The organism is Herbaspirillum sp. GW821-FHT09A12 (assembly GCF_059418325.1).
This window is the reverse complement of the sequence record NZ_JBWKPR010000001.1, coordinates 858,964-874,691: the sequence shown is the minus strand read 5'-3', so window position 1 is coordinate 874,691 and position 15,728 is coordinate 858,964. Positions and strand designations below refer to the sequence as shown.

Genomic DNA, 15,728 nt, shown 5'->3' with positions numbered 1-15,728 from the left:
GTTTCCCGGCAAACGCGGCGTTCAGGCGCCGCGTGCGGCCAATTCCTTTCTGACAACCCCGACAAAGCGCCATACCAGCCACAGCGCCAGCGCATAAGCCGCCGCCATCATGCCGAAGGCCAGCGGATTGCGCACACCCCAGCCGTCGAAGGTATGCAGCACCGCGCCCATCACCGCCACGCCGACCAGCGCGCCGATCTGGCGGTTAGCGTTAAGCGCGGCGGCGGCGCTGTTGGCGTGCGCGCGGCCGGCCACCTGCATCACCACCGCGGTCATGGCGGGGATGGCGGTGCTCACGCCCAGGTTGGCGGCGGCGCAAACCAGCGCCAGCAACCAGTACGGCGTGGCCGGCGTCAACCCCATGGCCAGCGCGGTAAAGACGGCGCCCACCGACAGCCCCAGCAGCAGCGGCACGCGCGGCCCCCAATGCGCCGACATGCGGCCGGAACTGAGGTTGCCGATGAAGATCACCGCCATCATCGGCACCAGTTGCAAACCGGTCTGCAACGCATCGGCGCCGCGCCCCTGCTGCAGGAACAGCGCCAGGTAGAACAGGTTGCCGTAGACGCTGAAGTTGATCAGGAAGCCGATGCCGTTGGCGGCGGCGAACTGCGGCGTGGCGAACAAGGCCTTGGGCAGCAGCGGCGCGATGCCGCGACGCTCGTGCCGCACCAGCGCGACGGCCGCCAGCAACGTGAGCGCCATGCCGGCGATGATGCGCGCCGAACCCCAGCCGTACACCGGCCCCTGGATCAGCACGAAGGACACGCCGGCCAGCATCGCCACGCCCACCACATGGCTGTAGAGATTCAGCGCGCGCTCATGGCGCGGCGCCTGCGGGATCAGCGAACGCGCCATGAGCAGGCCGACGATGCCCACCGGCACATTGATCAGGAACACGCTGCGCCAGCCCAGCCAGTGGATCAGCACCCCGCCCAGGAGCGGGCCGACCGCGGCCGACAGGCCCACGGTGGCCGACCACACGCCCAGCATGCGGGCGCGCACCCGATCGTCCTCGTAGACGTGGCTCAACAGGCTCAGCGAACTGGGCATGAAAAACGCCGCCCCCAAACCCTGCAGCAGGCGCGCCGCCACCAGGAACGGGCCGTTGGGCGCAGCGCCGCACAGCAGCGACGCCACCACGAACAGGAACAGGCCGGTCAGGTAGAGCCGTTTGGCGCCGAAGCGGTCGGCCAGCGCGCCGCCCACCATCAGCATGGCGGCGAAGGTGAGCGTGTAGCCGTCGACGATCCACACCAGCGTGGACAATGGCGCGGCCAGGCTGTCCGAGATATTGGACAGGCCGACGTTGACCACGGTCACATCCAGCATGGCCATGATGAAGCCGATGGCCAGCGCCACCAGCGGCAGCATGCCGGCGCGGGGTGCCGGAACGGCGGGAACGACAGGAACGACCGGAGCGGCGGCGACGGCCGGGTTGGAACATTGCACGGATGACATCGGATTCTTTCGGCGATAGCGCGACATGCGCGCGATCAACGGATTGTAGGCTTCCGTCTTGATGCAATAAATAGGTATAAGATCGGCAGTGTGATGCAAATTTGCATGATCGAACCAATGGAAGGGCAATATGACGGCAGCGATGGATTGGGACAATGCGCGGGTATTCCTGGCGCTTTACCGCAAGGGCACCTTGCGCGCGGCAGCCGAACAGCTGGAGATCGACCAGGCCACGGTCGGCCGGCGCCTGGCGGCGATGGAAAAATCGCTGGCGGCGCGCCTGTTCCTGCGCACCCCCTCGGGCTATGTTCCCACGCCTGCCGGCGAACTGGCGGCCGGCGCGGCCGAGCGCATGGAACAAGGGGCCGAGCAGTTGCTGCGCCAGATGCAAGGCATCGATGAGCGCTTGTGCGGCGTGGTGCGCCTGGCTGCCACCGACAGTGCCGCGCGCCACTTCCTGATACCGGCCCTGCACAAGCTGCGCGAGGCGCATCCGAATATCCGCGTGGTGCTCTCCACCTCGACCCAGATCACCAACCTGACCAAGCGCGAAGCCGACATCGCGGTACGCACCGTCCGCCCCGACAGTCCCGACCTGATCGCTCGCCACTTGAAGCGCCTGCACACCGGCATCTATGCCGCCAAGGCCTATGTCAAAAAGCGTGGCCTGCCGGAACCCGGCGCCGCACTCAAGGGACACGACGTGGTGGCCTACCAGCGCGCGCTGGCGCCGCACATGGTCGACCAGGTCTGCGGCGAATCCAGTGCCAATGCCAACATTGCGATAGAAGTGAGCAACGGCCTGATGCTGGCCGAATGTGTCGCGGCCGGGATGGGATTGGGCGAATTGCCCGAGCATCTGGGCGATGCCATGCCCGGACTGGTGCGCATCTGGCCTGAGCGCAATGCGCCGTATGACATGTGGCTGGTGCTGCACAGCGACCTTAATCGCACGGCACGGGTGCGGGCGGTGGCCGATGCGATCATCGCGGCTTACGAGGCGGCTTGAGCCGGCTCAGTCCAGATCGGCCAGCACCTTCAGGTGGGCCACCACGCTGCGCCCCAGCGCCGACAGGTTGTAGCCGCCTTCCAGGCAACTGACGATACGGCCCTGCGCATGCTCCTTGGCGACCTGCATGATCTGCCGCGTCATCCACGCGTAATCCGCCTCCACCAGCCCCATCTGGCCCATGTCGTCCTCGCGGTGGGCATCGAAGCCGGCCGAGATGAAGATCATCTGCGGGCGATGCGCGTGCAGCGCCGGCAGCCATTTTTCGCTCACCAGCTGGCGTACTGCATTACCGTCGGTATAAGCCGGCACCGGCACGTTGACGATATGCGGCTCGGCCGGACCGCCTCCCGAGAACGGGTAGAAAGGATGCTGGAAGAAACTCACCATCAGCACGCGGGCATCGTGCGCGAAGGCGTCTTCGGTGCCGTTGCCGTGGTGCACGTCGAAATCTACCACCGCCACCCGTTCCAGTCCATGCACGTCCAGCGCATGGCGCGCGGCGATGGCCACGTTGTTGAACAGGCAAAAACCCATGGCCTGGTCGGGCGTGGCATGGTGGCCCGGCGGGCGCACCGAGCAAAAGGCGTTATCCAGTTCGCCGGCCAGCACCGCGTCGGTCGCGGCCAGCGCCGCGCCGGCCGCGCGCAATGCCGCCTGCCAGCTGTGGCGGTTGAGCAGCGTGTCGCCGTCGAGGGAGTAATACGGCTCGCCCGACAATGCCAGCGCATGGCTGTGCTCGCGGATGCGGTCGACGGCGGCGGCGCTGTGGATGCGTTCGAGTTCGGCCGGGTCGGCCAATGGCGCGTCGCGGCGGTCGAGGAACTGGTCGATGCGGCTGGCGATCAGTTGGTCCTCGATGGCCTGCAGGCGGGCCGGCGTCTCGGGGTGCCAGTCGCCCATTTCATGGCGCTGGCAATCGGCGTGCGTATAGAAGGCGGTGGTCATTGTTGCTCTTGTATCCGGCAGGCAGGCCCGGGATGGCGGCTGGCCTGAACATGTCTCATGCGGCGGGTCTCGTGCGGCTAGTGTACATCCAGCCGGGCGGCTGCGGCAGGCAGGCCCATGCACCGGCATGGGGCGCAACGCCCGATGCGGTATACTTCCAGGCTTGTTTCGCCCCTCCTTCCAGACTGCCGCCTCATGCCGATCACATCGCTTCGCCGCTTGCCCGTCCTGACCTCCGCCCTGCTGTTCTCCGCCTTGTGCGCCTTGCCGCCGGCCCTGCATGCCCAATCCGCGACGCAACCGGCCAAGCCCCAGAACAAAAGCAAGCCGGCCAAGGACAAGAAGCACGACAAGAAAGGCGACCACAAAACGGCCAGGAAGGCCCCGGTGAAAAAAAAGGCCGTACCTGAAGAACAGGGCGAGTTCGTCAATTTCAATGAGTGGAAGGACGTCAAGCGCTTCATCGATGAAATGGTCGAGCGCAACGGCTTCGACCGCGCCGAACTCAACAAGCTGCTGGCGCAGACGCGCTACCTCGACACCGCGATCCAGCTGATCAAGCCGGCGCCCAGCAACAAACCCAAGAACTGGGCGGCCTACCGCGCGCGCTTCATCGACCCGGTGCGCATCAACGCCGGCGTCGAGTTCTGGAACACCCATGGCGTCGCCCTGGCGCGCGCCGAAGCGCAGTATGGCGTGCCGATGGAAATCATCGTCGGCATCATCGGCGTGGAAACCGTCTACGGTCGCAACACCGGCAACTTCCGCGTGATGGATGCGATCACCACGCTGGCCTTCGACTATCCGAACACGCCCAACCGCGATGCCCGCATGGCCTTCTTCCGCGGCGAGCTGGAAAACACCCTGCTGCTGGCGCGCGACGCCCATATCGACCCGTTCTCGCTGCGCGGCTCCTACGCCGGCGCCATCGGCTGGCCCCAGTTCATGCCGGGCAGCATCCGCGAATACGCGGTCGATTTCGACGGCGACGGCAAGATCGACCTGCGCAATTCGCCGGTGGACGCCATCGGCAGCGTGGCGCACTACCTCTCCGTGCATGGCTGGCAGCGCGGCGAGCCGGTGGCGTTCCCGGCCACGGTGTCGTCCGACAACCGCCAGTGGGAAGGCCTGCTGAACCAGGGCCTGGAAGCCAAATACAGCGAGGAGCAGTTGCAAGCCGCCGGCGTGAGCGTGAACGCGCCCACGCTGCCGGCCGGCATGCGCTTCGGCCTGGTCGACCTGCAAAACGGCGCCGGCCCGACCGAGTACTGGCTGGCGACCAATAACTTCTTCGCCATCACGCATTACAATCGCAGCTACTTCTACGCGATGTCGGTGGCCGAACTGGGCCGCGCCGTCGCCGCCGCGCGCAACCGCTGATCCGAACCTCAGTAAAGATGAAACGTATTGCTCCTTTGGCCTCGACGCTGATGCTGACGCTGGCCGGCACTTCCCTTGGCCTGTCCAACGCCGCCCGCGCCGTGGACGGCCGCGATGAATCCGGCGACAGCCTGCCGACAGTGAACGTCACCGCCAGCGGCGCCGGCAAATCGGAAACGCGCGCCCGCTCGGCCGCCGTCGCCGGCTTCGACGACGCGCCGCTGCTCGACACCCCGGCCTCGGTATCGGTGGTCACCGGCCAGCAGATGCGCGACCAGCAGTCGCGCCTGCTGTCGGACGTCGTCAAGAACGACGCCTCCATCGGCGAAAACTATGCGCCGGTGGGTTATTACGAAAACTTCAGCGTGCGCGGCTTTACGCTCGATCCGGCCAGCGCCTATCGCATCGATGGCCTGACCGTGGCCGGCGAGCAGACCATCGCGCTGGAGAACAAGGAGCGCGTGGAGTTCCTGAAAGGCGTGGCCGGCCTGCAGGCCGGCGTGGTCGCCGCCGGCGGGCTGGTGAACTATGTCACCAAGCGCCCGGCAGACGTACGCTCGGTGGTGCTGGGCACCGACTCCAACGGTTCGCGCTACCTCGCCACCGACCTCGGCGCCCTGTTCGGCGAGCAGAAGCAGTTCGGCTTGCGCATCAACGCCGCGCATGAAGACATCCATTCGTATGTCGACCATGCCGACGGCTGGCGCGACTTCGCTTCGCTGGCGGCCTCCTGGACCATCAGCGCCAAGACGCTGCTGCAGTTCAACGCCGAATACCAGCAGAAGTCGCAGCGCTCGGTGGCCGGCTACCAGCTGCTGGGCGGCGCCGCGATCCCGTCCGGCGTGTCGCCCTCGACCATGCTCACGCCGCAATCCTGGGCGCAGCCGGTGCGCGATACCTCGCTGAACTACAACCTGCGCCTGGACACTGAATTCAACAGCGACTGGCGCGGCTACATCACGGCCGGCCGCAGCCGCGCGGTGATCGACGATTACCTGGCGTTCCCTTACGGCAGCGGCGCCTCGCCGTATTTCGCGGCCAACGGCGACTTCGACGTGTACGACTATCGCAGCCCCGACGACACACGCCGCAACGATGAAGTGCAGGCCGCCGTCACCGGCAAATTCGCCACCGGCTTCCTGCGCCACGAACTGACCGTGGGCGCGGCCATGTCGCGCCGCGTGGTGGACAAGTCCGACGGCATCAGCAGTTGGGTCGGCAGCGGCAACATCTACACCGGCACGCCCGCGCTGCCGGCCTCGACCGATACGCCGCCCCCGGCCTACCGCAACCTGGACAGCCGCCAGAAGGCCTTGTTCTTCAGCGACCGCCTGCAGTTCTCCGAACGCTGGCAAGCCATCGCCGGCGGCCGCCAGGTGTGGCTCAACGAAGATGCGTTCAACAGCGACGGCAGCATCTCCCGCCATACCGGCCGCAACATCTTCCTGCCGCAACTGGCGCTGATCTTCAAGCCGATGCGCGACATGTCGATCTACGGCAGCTATGCCGAAACGCTGTCGCTGGGTACCTCGGCGCCGTTCTGGTCAAGCATCACCAATTACCCGACCACCCTTCCCCCATCGGTGGCCCGCCAGTTGGAAGCTGGAGTGAAGTACGATGCCTCGTCCGATTTGTCCTTGACCGCGGCCGTGTTCCGAATCCGCAAGGCCTACGAATATCCGCAACCGGACAGCACGGGCACCAGCTTCACCTACGTCCAGCAAGGCCAGCAAACCAACACCGGCATCGAACTCGGCGCCAGCGGCAAGCTCACGCCGCGCCTGCAGGTCGGCGCCAGCATGGCCGTCACCCGCGCGCGCGCCAGCGATACCGGCACCGCCGCCTACGACGGCCAGCAGGTGGTCAACGTGCCGCGCCTGCGCAGCGCGGTCTACGCCGACTATGCGGTGCCCGGCGCGGATGGCCTGAATGTGATGGGCAGCTGGCTCTACAGCGGCAGCAAGCCGGCCACCCGCGACGGCAGCGTGAGCCTGCCGGCAGTGCACGTGTTCAACGCCGGCCTGCGCTACAAGCTGCGCCTGGCCGGACATGAGACCACGCTGCGCCTGAACGTCGACAACCTCTTCGACAAGCGCTACTGGAAGGATGCTGGCCAATACCTGGGCGACAGCTACCTGCACCTGGGCGCGCCGCGCACCGCGCGCCTGTCGCTGCAATACGATTTCTGAGCATCATGGACGCGGCTTCCCACCACCTCACGCGCGTCATCAGTCACGGCATGAATGCCGAGACGGTGATTTCCGACTGGCCCGCGCTGACCTCGGCCGAGGTGGCGCGCGTGTTGCGGCATTATCCGCAGGCCGGCACGCCGCAGCGCCTGGAGTGGCACAGCCCGCGCCCGTTCTCGGCGGCCTGCGTGATGCACACCGATGCCGGCCAGATCTTTATCAAGCGCCATCACGTACGCGTGCGCGACATTGCCGCGCTGGCCGAGGAGCACCGCTTCGTGGCGCACCTGCACGCCAACGGCCTGCCGGTCGGCACCGCGCTGCAAACGGTGGACGGCGCCAGCGCGCTGACTGATGAGCATTGGACGTATGAAGTGTTCTGGCTGGCGCCGGGCGTGGACCTGTACCGCGACGCCATGTCATGGACGCCCTTCTCCAGCCGTACCCATGCATATTCGGCCGGCGCCATGCTGGCGCGGCTGCACCAGGCTTCGCAAGGTTACGATGCGCCGGCGCGCGCCGCGCGGCCGCTGATTTCCAGCTTCACGATTTTCTCGCAGGAAGATCCGGTGCGCCCGCTGCAAGCCTACATCGAGCAGCGCCCGGCGATCGCCGACTACCTGCGCGACCGCCCCTGGCGCGGTGAAGTGGCGCAGCACCTGCTGCCGTTCCACGCCCGCCTGAAACCCTACCTGGATGAGATGACGCCGCTGTGGACGCACAACGACTGGCATGCATCGAACCTGCTGTGGAGCGACGACAGTGCACTGGCGCAGGCGCATACGGTGCTGGACTTCGGCCTGTCGGACCGCACCTGCGCACTGCACGACGTGGCCACCGCGATCGAGCGCAACATCGTCGAATGGCTGGCGATCCCGCACCGGCCCGACCAGTTGATCCACCTCGACCTGCTCGATGCGCTATTGGACGGCTATGCTTCGCAGCTGCCGCTGACGGCGCGCCAGACGCGCGCGCTGGCGGCGCTGTTGCCGCTGGTGCATGCCGAGTTCGCGCTGGCCGAGCTGGATTACTTCCACGGCGTCACGCATTCGCAGCAGAACGCCGCGCTGGCCTACGATACTTATCTGCTGGGTCACGCCGCCTGGTTCAATACCCCGGAAGGGCAACGGCTGCTGGATCACCTGCAACGACGGGCCGATGCGCTGGAGGCGTGAAGCGCCAAGCCCTGACTTGCGCCAGGACGACGGGGTAACAAGGGCAAGGGATTGTTGCCTCAGGCGAAATCCTTGATCGTCTCCGGCTCGATCAGCACCATGTTTTCATTGGCGCCCAGCCACACCTGGCCATCCTGGATGGTGCATTGCAATTGCATCGAGCGCTGCGCCAGCGCCGCCAGCGCCTGGCTGGCTTCGGCCGGGATATTCACTACCTTGAGGTTCTTGGCGCGCTCGACGCGGCTGCCGGTCTGGTTCCACCAGATATTGGAAACGCTGCTGTAGCTGTATACCAGTACGCGTCCGGAACGGCCGCAAGCCTTGAGGATGGCGCGGTCGTCGGGCTGGCCGACTTCGATCCACAGCTCGATGGCGCCGGTCAGGTCCTTCTGCCACAGGTCGGGCTCGTCGGTATCGGACAAACCCTTGCCGAAGGCCAGCGCCTGGCTGGCGTTGAGGGCGAAAGCCAGCACCCGGATCATCATGCGTTCATCGGTTTCGGACGGATGGCGGGCAATGGTCAGCGTATGGTTTTCGTAATAGTGCCGATCCATGTCGGAGATCTGCAGGTCGGCTTTGAAGATGGTGGATTTGAGCGCCATGGGGAAAATCTTGAGGTAGACGATACGGATGGTGCAGCGGCGCAATCGCCGCCGCCGAAGGTTGGCAAGCATAGCCCATCCGCGCCGCGAATGGGCGGCGAGTTTCACGCCGCTGCACGCCACTTCGCGCCACGGCGGCCATGCGACAATGTCGCATGGACACCCCACCTTCCCCGCGCAGCGACGCCGACATCGTCGCCCTCACCCAGGCCTGGCTGGAACAGGCCGTGATCGGCCTGAACCTGTGCCCGTTCGCCAAGGCCGTGCATATCAAGCAACAGATCCGCTACCAGGTCAGCCACGCCACCGAATGGGATGCGCTATCCCGGGAGCTGGAACAGGAGCTGACCTTGCTGGCCCAGGCCGATCCGGAGCAGGTCGACACCACGCTGCTGATCATCCCACTCGCATTGGCCGACTTTCTGGAATACAACGACTTCCTGGATTGGGCAGAGCGCATCCTGGCGCGCCTGGAACTGGATGGAGAACTGCAGATCGCCAGTTTCCACCCGGCCTACCAGTTTGCCGACGCGCAACCGGACGATATCGAGAACTACAGCAACCGCTCGCCTTTTCCCATCCTGCATCTGTTGCGAGAAAGCAGCATCGACCGCGCCGTCGCCGCCTACCCCGATGCCAGTGCGATTTTCGAGAAAAACATGGCTACCTTGCAGAAACTGGGCCTATCTGGCTGGAATGCCTTACCGTTTGTCGTGTCAGATAAACAACACCAACAAATCTCGAAAAAATCCTGTTAATATCTGTTACAAATTCGAAATGAGTTTCTGCAACTATTGTGGAATAGTATTTTCTGACCTCATGAAATTTGTGCAATTATTTCTGCGTAGACATAGAATCAGCTATGTGACGCGCAGGAATCAAGTGCACCGGTCAGAGAACTCGATGCCCAGTGTTGAAGTCGTTCTTTGATAGGACTAGTCTTTTATCTTGCAGAAAAAAGGTCCAAAGCCTTGGACTCAGATAGAGTTAGTCGCGTTTTGCAGTTTTACCAACAATTAATGCTTAGGCGGTCAAGCCTTCACAAACATCTGCATAATGGAACGTCCCGATCATGACTACAACTACCGATACTGCTGAAACCAATTCCGTTTCCGACAACGTCAATTACGACCCGAACCATCTGCTCGATGCGTTGATCGAAAAACTGCACCTGAAGAACGATGCCGCCTTGTCGCGCGCCCTGGAAGTGGCGCCGCCGGTCATCAGCAAGATCCGTCACCGCCGCCTGCCGGTGGGCGCTTCGCTGCTGATCCGCATGCACGAAGTCAGCGAACTGTCGATCCGCGAACTGCGTGAACTGATGGGCGACCGCCGCGAGAAATTCCGCATCAGCGACAAGCAATTCAAACCGAAGCCAGGCGCCCCGGCAGGCGCGCCGACTGCTGGCAGCGCTGAATAAGAAAACGGAGCCCAAGGCTCCGTTTTTCGTTAACACCAATACAGCCGCGCCGGCATCGCTGCCGCGCGGCTGTGTCGTCATCAGGCCGGGAACACGCCGGTCGACAAATAACGGTCGCCGCGGTCGCACACCACGAAAACAATGGTGGCGTTCTCCACCTGGTGCGACAGGCGCACCGCCACTTCGCAAGCGCCGGCTGCCGAAATCCCGCAGAACAGTCCCTCAGTCACCGCCAGCCTGCGCGCCATGCTCTCGGCGTCGGCCTGGCTGACCGATTCGGTCTGGTCCACGCGCGACTTGTCGAAGATCTTGGGCAGATAGGCTTCCGGCCACTTGCGGATGCCGGGAATGGACGAGCCTTCGGCCGGCTGCGCGCCAACCACTTGCACGCCGGGATTCTGCTCCTTCAGGTATTGCGACACCCCCATGATAGTGCCTGTGGTGCCCATGGCGCTGACGAAATGGGTGATCTTGCCTTGGGTGTCACGCCAGATTTCGGGGCCGGTGGTTTCATAATGCGCCAGCGGATTGTCCGGGTTGGCAAATTGGTCGAGGATCAGGCCCTGGCCCTCTTTCTCCATCTGCTCCGCCAGGTCGCGCGCGTATTCCATACCGCCGCTCTTGGGCGTGAGCACGATCTTGGCGCCGTAGGCGGCCATGCTCTGGCGGCGTTCCTCGGAGAGGTTTTCCGGCATCAGCAGCACCATCTTGTAGCCGCGCATGGCCGCCACCATCGCCAGCGCGATACCGGTGTTGCCGCTGGTAGCTTCGATCAGGGTGTCGCCCGGCTTGATCTGGCCGCGCGCCTCGGCGCGGGTGATCATCGAATAAGCGGCGCGATCCTTGACCGAACCGGCCGGGTTGTTGCCTTCCAGCTTGCCGAGGATGATGTTGTTGCGGCGCCTGGCTTCCTCGCCGCCGATACGCGGCAGCTGGATCAGCGGCGTATTGCCGATGGTGGACTCGATGGTCGGATAAGACATCTGCTTGGCTTTCCTTATGCGATCCCGGTCGGATCGGCCTTTGGTCGAAAGGCTCATTTTAATATGACTCTTTATCATGTGCTGGCAAGCCAACCCAACAAGATGCTTATATAGATATAGCCAATTCATTTAAGCCCGCGGCCCGCCTCCTACATGGCCTACACTGCGCAAAGGGATACCCGGCAAACAAAAAACGGCAAACGGGATCCTCGGCCAACGACTAGAGATGCGCCACGGAGACAACATGCACACCCACGAAATCGTCAACCAGGTCCCCGACCTGACGGATTACAACCTCTACACCAGCGACGCCGCCTTGAGCGAAGGCGTCCGGCGCGAGGCCGCCGGCTGGCACGCCTGCGCGCTCACCAGCCACGGCGCCGAACTGGGCAGCGCCGAAGTGCTGGAACTGGCGGAGCTGGCCAACCGCCATACGCCCGAGCTGCAGACCCACGACCGCATCGGCCGCCGCATCGACGTGGTGAACTTCCATCCTTCCTGGCATGCGCTGCTGGAACTGTTGCGCCGCACCGGCCTGCACGCCCTGCCCTGGATCCAGCCCGGCGATGGCGCCCATGTGGCGCGCGCCGCCGGCTACTTCATGCATGCGCAGGTGGAGGCCGGATCGCTTTGCCCCACCACCATGACCTTCGCCGCCATTCCGGTGCTGCAACAGGAACCCGTGCTGTTCGAACAATTGCGCCCGCAGCTCCTGGCGCGCGAGCATGACGGGCGCGACCTGCCCATCCGGCACAAGCGCTCGATCCTGATCGGCATGGGCATGACCGAGAAACAGGGCGGCTCGGACGTGCGCAGCAACGCCTCGAGCGCCATGCCGATGGACATGCAGGCGCAAGGGCGCGGCGCGTCTTACCTGCTGTCCGGCCACAAGTGGTTCTTCTCGGCCCCCATGTGCGACGCCCACATGATGCTGGCGCGTACCGAGAATGGCCTGTCCTGCTTCTTCGTGCCGCGCTGGCTGCCTGACGGCGGCAAGAACCCGGTCCTGATCCAGCGCCTGAAAGACAAGCTGGGCAACCGCTCCAATTCCAGCGGCGAAGTCGAGTTCAGCGAGGCGCTGGGCATCATGGTCGGCGACGAAGGACGCGGCATCCCCACCATCATCGAGATGGCCAACCATACGCGCCTGGATTGCGTCATCGGCAGCGCCGCGCTGATGCGCCAGGCGCTGGTGCAAGCCCTGCACCACGCGCGCCACCGCAGCGCCTTCGGCCGTCACTTGGCCGAGCAGCCGCTGATGCGCAACGTGCTGGCCGACCTGGCGCTGGAAAGCGAAGCGGCCACGCTGCTCATGCTCAAGCTGGCGCACGCCTTCGACGCGCCGGACGATCCGCTGGCGTGCGCCTGGAAACGCATCGTCACGCCCGCCGCCAAATTCTGGATCTGCAAGCACGCGCTCGAATTCACCGGCGAATGCATGGAAGTCTGGGGCGGCAACGGCTACGTCGAAACCGGCCCGATGGCGCGCCTGTACCGCGAAGCGCCGGTCAACTCGATCTGGGAAGGCTCGGGCAACGTAATGTGCCTGGACGTGCTGCGCGCCGTCGCGCGCGAAGCCCTGGGGTTTTCGCTGCTGATGGACAGCCTGGAACAAGCCGCCATCGGGCATGCGCTGCTGCAAGAACGCGTGCATGCGCTGAAGGCGATGCTCTCGGCCCCGCCGGCGCAACGCGAAGCCCTGGCGCGCCGCTTCGTGCAGCAGCTGGTGCTGGCGCTGCAAGGCATGCTGATGCTCCAGCACGCGCCCGCGGCCAGTGCCGACGCTTTCCTTGCCGGCCGCAGCGAGGCCGATGGCGGCCGGGTATACGGCACCCTGGGCGCATCGACGGTGGCGGCACAGGAAGGCATCTTGCTGCGGGCCTGGCCACTGCCATAGCAGGCGGCGTTCAGCCGTTTCCCCCGGCCAGCAATTCGAACAGGTCCGCCGTCCCCATCTGCCCGCCTTTCAGCATCAGCTCGATGCCGTCGAGATGGGCGGCGTCGGCATGCGCGCGGCACAGCGCCACGCCGGCCGACACATTGCCGAGATACGACAGCCCCCAGATATCCAGCGCCTTCAAGGCATAGCTGGACGTATCCCCGCCCGCCACGCCCACCCGCGCCAGTGAAACCGCCTGCAACAGGCGGCGCAGCAATTCGCCGCAAGCCTGCGCCAGGCGCTGCGACGCGCCGGCATCGGCCAGCAGTTGCCGTTCGCCCTGATGCGCGGCGGTGCAGGCCAGCAGGTTGCGGCCTGCGCGCAAACTGCCGGCGATACGCGCGACGGTCGTCTCCAGGTAGTGCGTGTCGCCTTCGAACAGGCGCTGCGCATCGAGCAGCAGCTTGTCGTAGGAATGCGCCGCGCCGACCTGCAGCGCGGTCACCGGCGAGAGGCTGCCGGCCAGCACAAAGACCGGCCCGGCCGCGGCCCCGATCCGGGCCGCATCGATCGGCGCCGCCGGCGGCAGCCATCCCTGGCTGCGCCACCATGCGGCGAGGCTTTGCGCCACGCTGCTGGCGCCGATGGCCAGTAATTCCTGTTGCAAGGCGCGGCGCCAGATCACACGGCCGATCACGGCCAGGTCGCTCTCGCCCGCCACATCGAACAGCAAGGCGTCGACGCCGCCTGCAAGCGCCGCATCGACATGCGCCTCGAGCTGCGCCGGGTCGGCGTACAAGGGATAATGCAGCCCCGCCACCGCCAACTCCTGCTGCCGGAGATGCGCGCGCATGTCAGCCTCATGCATCGGCGTGACCGGATGGCGGCGCATGGTCGGATGGCGGTCGATGCGCACCACCTCGCCGCCGGCCTTCTCCGCGGCGTAGAGCTGGCTGAACAGGCAAAAGCGCCGCAGGTTCGGCTGGCCGCCGACGATGGGCACGAAACGGTTGGGGATGCGCCGGCGCCAGATGCGCAGGGCGGCGCCGATGCTGCCGATGTGCGGCGCGCTGTCGAAGGTGGAGCAGATCTTGTAATGCGTCACCGGCACCCGCAGTCCGCTGAAGAACGCGGCCACCGGCTCCAGTTCGGCGCGCATCTGGCCGGGATCCATGGAACGCGCGGCGCCGGCGATGCCCAGGCAGTCCAGTTCCCCGGCCGCATGCAACTGTGCGGCTCCCGGTACGCGCAAGAACAGCAGGCTGCGCAAGCCGGCCAGCGATGCCGTGGCCAGCGTGTCGGTGGCGCCGGTGAAGTCGTCGCCGTAGAAAGCGATCTTGGGCCGGCCGTCGAGAAAGCGCGTATTCACATCACGTCACTTCAGCTTGGCGCCGTAGAAGGCGATGGCGCGCCGCAGCTCCGGCGCCTCCCGCGCGTACTCTTCCAACGCGATGCCGGCGCGCGCCGCCTCCCACGCCTGGCGCAGGCTGGCCACGCCGGCGGCGGCGCCGTCCGGGTGCGCCAGGATGCCGCCGCCGGACAGGAAGATCACATCGCCGCTGCCGATGGCATCGAAGGTCGGCCGCACGGTGCCGGCCCATTGCCCGTTGGAGAACACCGGCATGACGGCGTCATCGCCGGCCATGGGCGCCAGGCAGGCGCGGGCCGACTCCACCACCTCGTCATTCGATTCGGAGAACTTGCCGTTCAAGCCATGCACATGCAGGTGGTCGACCCCGGCCAGGCGCCACATCGCCTGATAGGCGGCAAACGACATGCCCAGGAGCGGTTCGCGCGACATCATGCCGAAACCGTTGCGATGCCCATGCAGCGCCAGCGGCGTACTGCGGCGCAGGCTTTGCACGGCGGAGAAACCGCACCAGTTCAACCCCACCATCACGCAGCTGCCGCCCTCGCGTTCGACCAGCTCGGCGTGGCGGCGCATGGCGTCCAGCTCGTCGGTGATGTTGAAGGCGACCATCACCCGGCGCCCGCTCTTGTCCTGGTAATCGCGCACGCGCCGCATCACCGCCCGCACCCGCTGCTCCAGCGGCGCATGGCCAGGGTTGGCGCACACCTCGTCATCCTTGATGAAGTCGACGCCGGCCTCGCACAGCCGCCCCACCAATGCCGCCGTTTCCTCCGCCGAGAGACCGACGTTGGGCTTGATGATCGTGCCCAGCAGCGGCGCATCATCTACTCCGTCCACACCAGTCAGCCGGCGCGTGCCGGCGATGCCGTGGCGCGGCATATCGAACTGACGGCGATAGGCCGCGGGCAATGCCGCCTCCAGCAAGCGCAGGCCGGTCACCTCGCCCAGGTCGAACAGGTTGCCGGCAACGGTGGCAGCCAGGGTCGGCAGGTTGGCGCCGACGTTTTCCACCGGGAAGGAAATGCGCACGCGCGCACGGCGATAAGGGCCGGCCATCTTCTGGCGCTGCTGCCATGCATTGGGCAGGCTGGGTTCGGCGACCGTCTCCAGCGCATCGATCCCCATCACCACGGCGCGCGCCCGTTCGCGCAAGCGGTCGGTCTCGCCCTCGACCCGGACGAAGGTGCCGCAGGACTGCTCGCCGGCCATCACCTCCGCCACCTGGGCCGGATCCAGCGGCGTCTCGATCAGGTAGTCGGCGATGAAACGGCTGCCGTCGGCCGGCAGCGCCAGGTGTGCGGGGCCCATCG

At 65.7% G+C, this 15,728-nt stretch carries 13 protein-coding genes; 7 read left to right on the top strand and 6 right to left on the bottom strand.

Annotated elements, in window-relative coordinates:
- Positions 1-21: 21 nt before the first annotated feature.
- The gene (locus tag AC07N6_RS03925) at positions 22-1,461 is read right to left on the bottom strand and encodes an MFS transporter (protein WP_494781002.1); all 1,440 of its coding nucleotides are present in this window, start codon (positions 1,459-1,461) and stop codon (positions 22-24) included.
- Between the two features lie 142 nt (positions 1,462-1,603).
- Here AC07N6_RS03925 and AC07N6_RS03920 point away from each other — a divergent pair, with 142 nt between their 5' ends.
- Complete coding sequence (locus tag AC07N6_RS03920) at positions 1,604-2,470, top strand: LysR family transcriptional regulator (protein ID WP_494781281.1); 867 nt, start codon at positions 1,604-1,606, stop codon at positions 2,468-2,470.
- Positions 2,471-2,476: 6 nt separating this feature from the next.
- Here AC07N6_RS03920 and AC07N6_RS03915 read toward each other — a convergent pair whose 3' ends face one another.
- Positions 2,477-3,418, bottom strand: coding sequence for a histone deacetylase family protein (locus AC07N6_RS03915; RefSeq protein WP_494781001.1), 942 nt, complete (start codon positions 3,416-3,418; stop codon positions 2,477-2,479).
- Between the two features lie 195 nt (positions 3,419-3,613).
- On the opposite strand from AC07N6_RS03915, the gene mltB reads away from it, so the two are divergent.
- Genes mltB through AC07N6_RS03900 form a run of 3 tightly spaced genes read left to right on the top strand, consistent with a single transcriptional unit; the run spans position 3,614 to position 8,162 of the window.
- Complete coding sequence (mltB, locus tag AC07N6_RS03910; RefSeq protein ID WP_494781000.1) at positions 3,614-4,798, top strand: lytic murein transglycosylase B; 1,185 nt, start codon at positions 3,614-3,616, stop codon at positions 4,796-4,798.
- Between the two features lie 17 nt (positions 4,799-4,815).
- Positions 4,816-6,987 carry a TonB-dependent siderophore receptor gene (locus AC07N6_RS03905; protein WP_494780999.1) on the top strand — a complete coding sequence of 724 codons (2,172 nt, stop codon included), beginning with the start codon at positions 4,816-4,818 and terminating at the stop codon, positions 6,985-6,987.
- Positions 6,988-6,992: 5 nt separating this feature from the next.
- A complete protein-coding gene (locus AC07N6_RS03900; protein ID WP_494780998.1) occupies positions 6,993-8,162 on the top strand; it encodes a phosphotransferase enzyme family protein in 1,170 nt (389 codons plus the stop codon).
- Positions 8,163-8,221: 59 nt separating this feature from the next.
- Here AC07N6_RS03900 and AC07N6_RS03895 read toward each other — a convergent pair whose 3' ends face one another.
- Complete coding sequence (locus AC07N6_RS03895; RefSeq protein WP_494781280.1) at positions 8,222-8,764, bottom strand: YaeQ family protein; 543 nt, start codon at positions 8,762-8,764, stop codon at positions 8,222-8,224.
- A gap of 155 nt (positions 8,765-8,919) precedes the next feature.
- Here AC07N6_RS03895 and AC07N6_RS03890 point away from each other — a divergent pair, with 155 nt between their 5' ends.
- Together AC07N6_RS03890 and AC07N6_RS03885 are read left to right on the top strand one after the other, a co-directional pair.
- Positions 8,920-9,522, top strand: coding sequence for a DUF1415 domain-containing protein (locus AC07N6_RS03890; RefSeq protein WP_494780997.1), 603 nt, complete (start codon positions 8,920-8,922; stop codon positions 9,520-9,522).
- 314 nt (positions 9,523-9,836) lie between these two features.
- Complete coding sequence (locus AC07N6_RS03885) at positions 9,837-10,184, top strand: hypothetical protein (RefSeq protein WP_402698235.1); 348 nt, start codon at positions 9,837-9,839, stop codon at positions 10,182-10,184.
- An 80-nt stretch (positions 10,185-10,264) separates the two neighbouring features.
- Here AC07N6_RS03885 and cysM read toward each other — a convergent pair whose 3' ends face one another.
- Complete coding sequence (cysM, locus tag AC07N6_RS03880) at positions 10,265-11,167, bottom strand: cysteine synthase CysM (RefSeq protein ID WP_494780995.1); 903 nt, start codon at positions 11,165-11,167, stop codon at positions 10,265-10,267.
- A gap of 244 nt (positions 11,168-11,411) precedes the next feature.
- Between cysM and AC07N6_RS03875 the strand changes: the two genes are divergently transcribed.
- On the top strand, positions 11,412-13,064 hold the full coding sequence (locus tag AC07N6_RS03875; protein WP_494780994.1) for an isovaleryl-CoA dehydrogenase: 1,653 nt from the start codon (positions 11,412-11,414) through the stop codon (positions 13,062-13,064).
- Positions 13,065-13,074: 10 nt separating this feature from the next.
- Here AC07N6_RS03875 and AC07N6_RS03870 read toward each other — a convergent pair whose 3' ends face one another.
- Both AC07N6_RS03870 and AC07N6_RS03865 read right to left on the bottom strand, forming a co-directional pair.
- The gene (locus tag AC07N6_RS03870; protein WP_494780993.1) at positions 13,075-14,415 is read right to left on the bottom strand and encodes a four-carbon acid sugar kinase family protein; all 1,341 of its coding nucleotides are present in this window, start codon (positions 14,413-14,415) and stop codon (positions 13,075-13,077) included.
- A 6-nt stretch (positions 14,416-14,421) separates the two neighbouring features.
- Positions 14,422-15,726: a ribulose-bisphosphate carboxylase large subunit family protein gene (locus AC07N6_RS03865; RefSeq protein ID WP_494780992.1), complete on the bottom strand. Its 1,305-nt coding sequence runs from the start codon at positions 15,724-15,726 to the stop codon at positions 14,422-14,424.
- Positions 15,727-15,728: the final 2 nt, after the last annotated feature.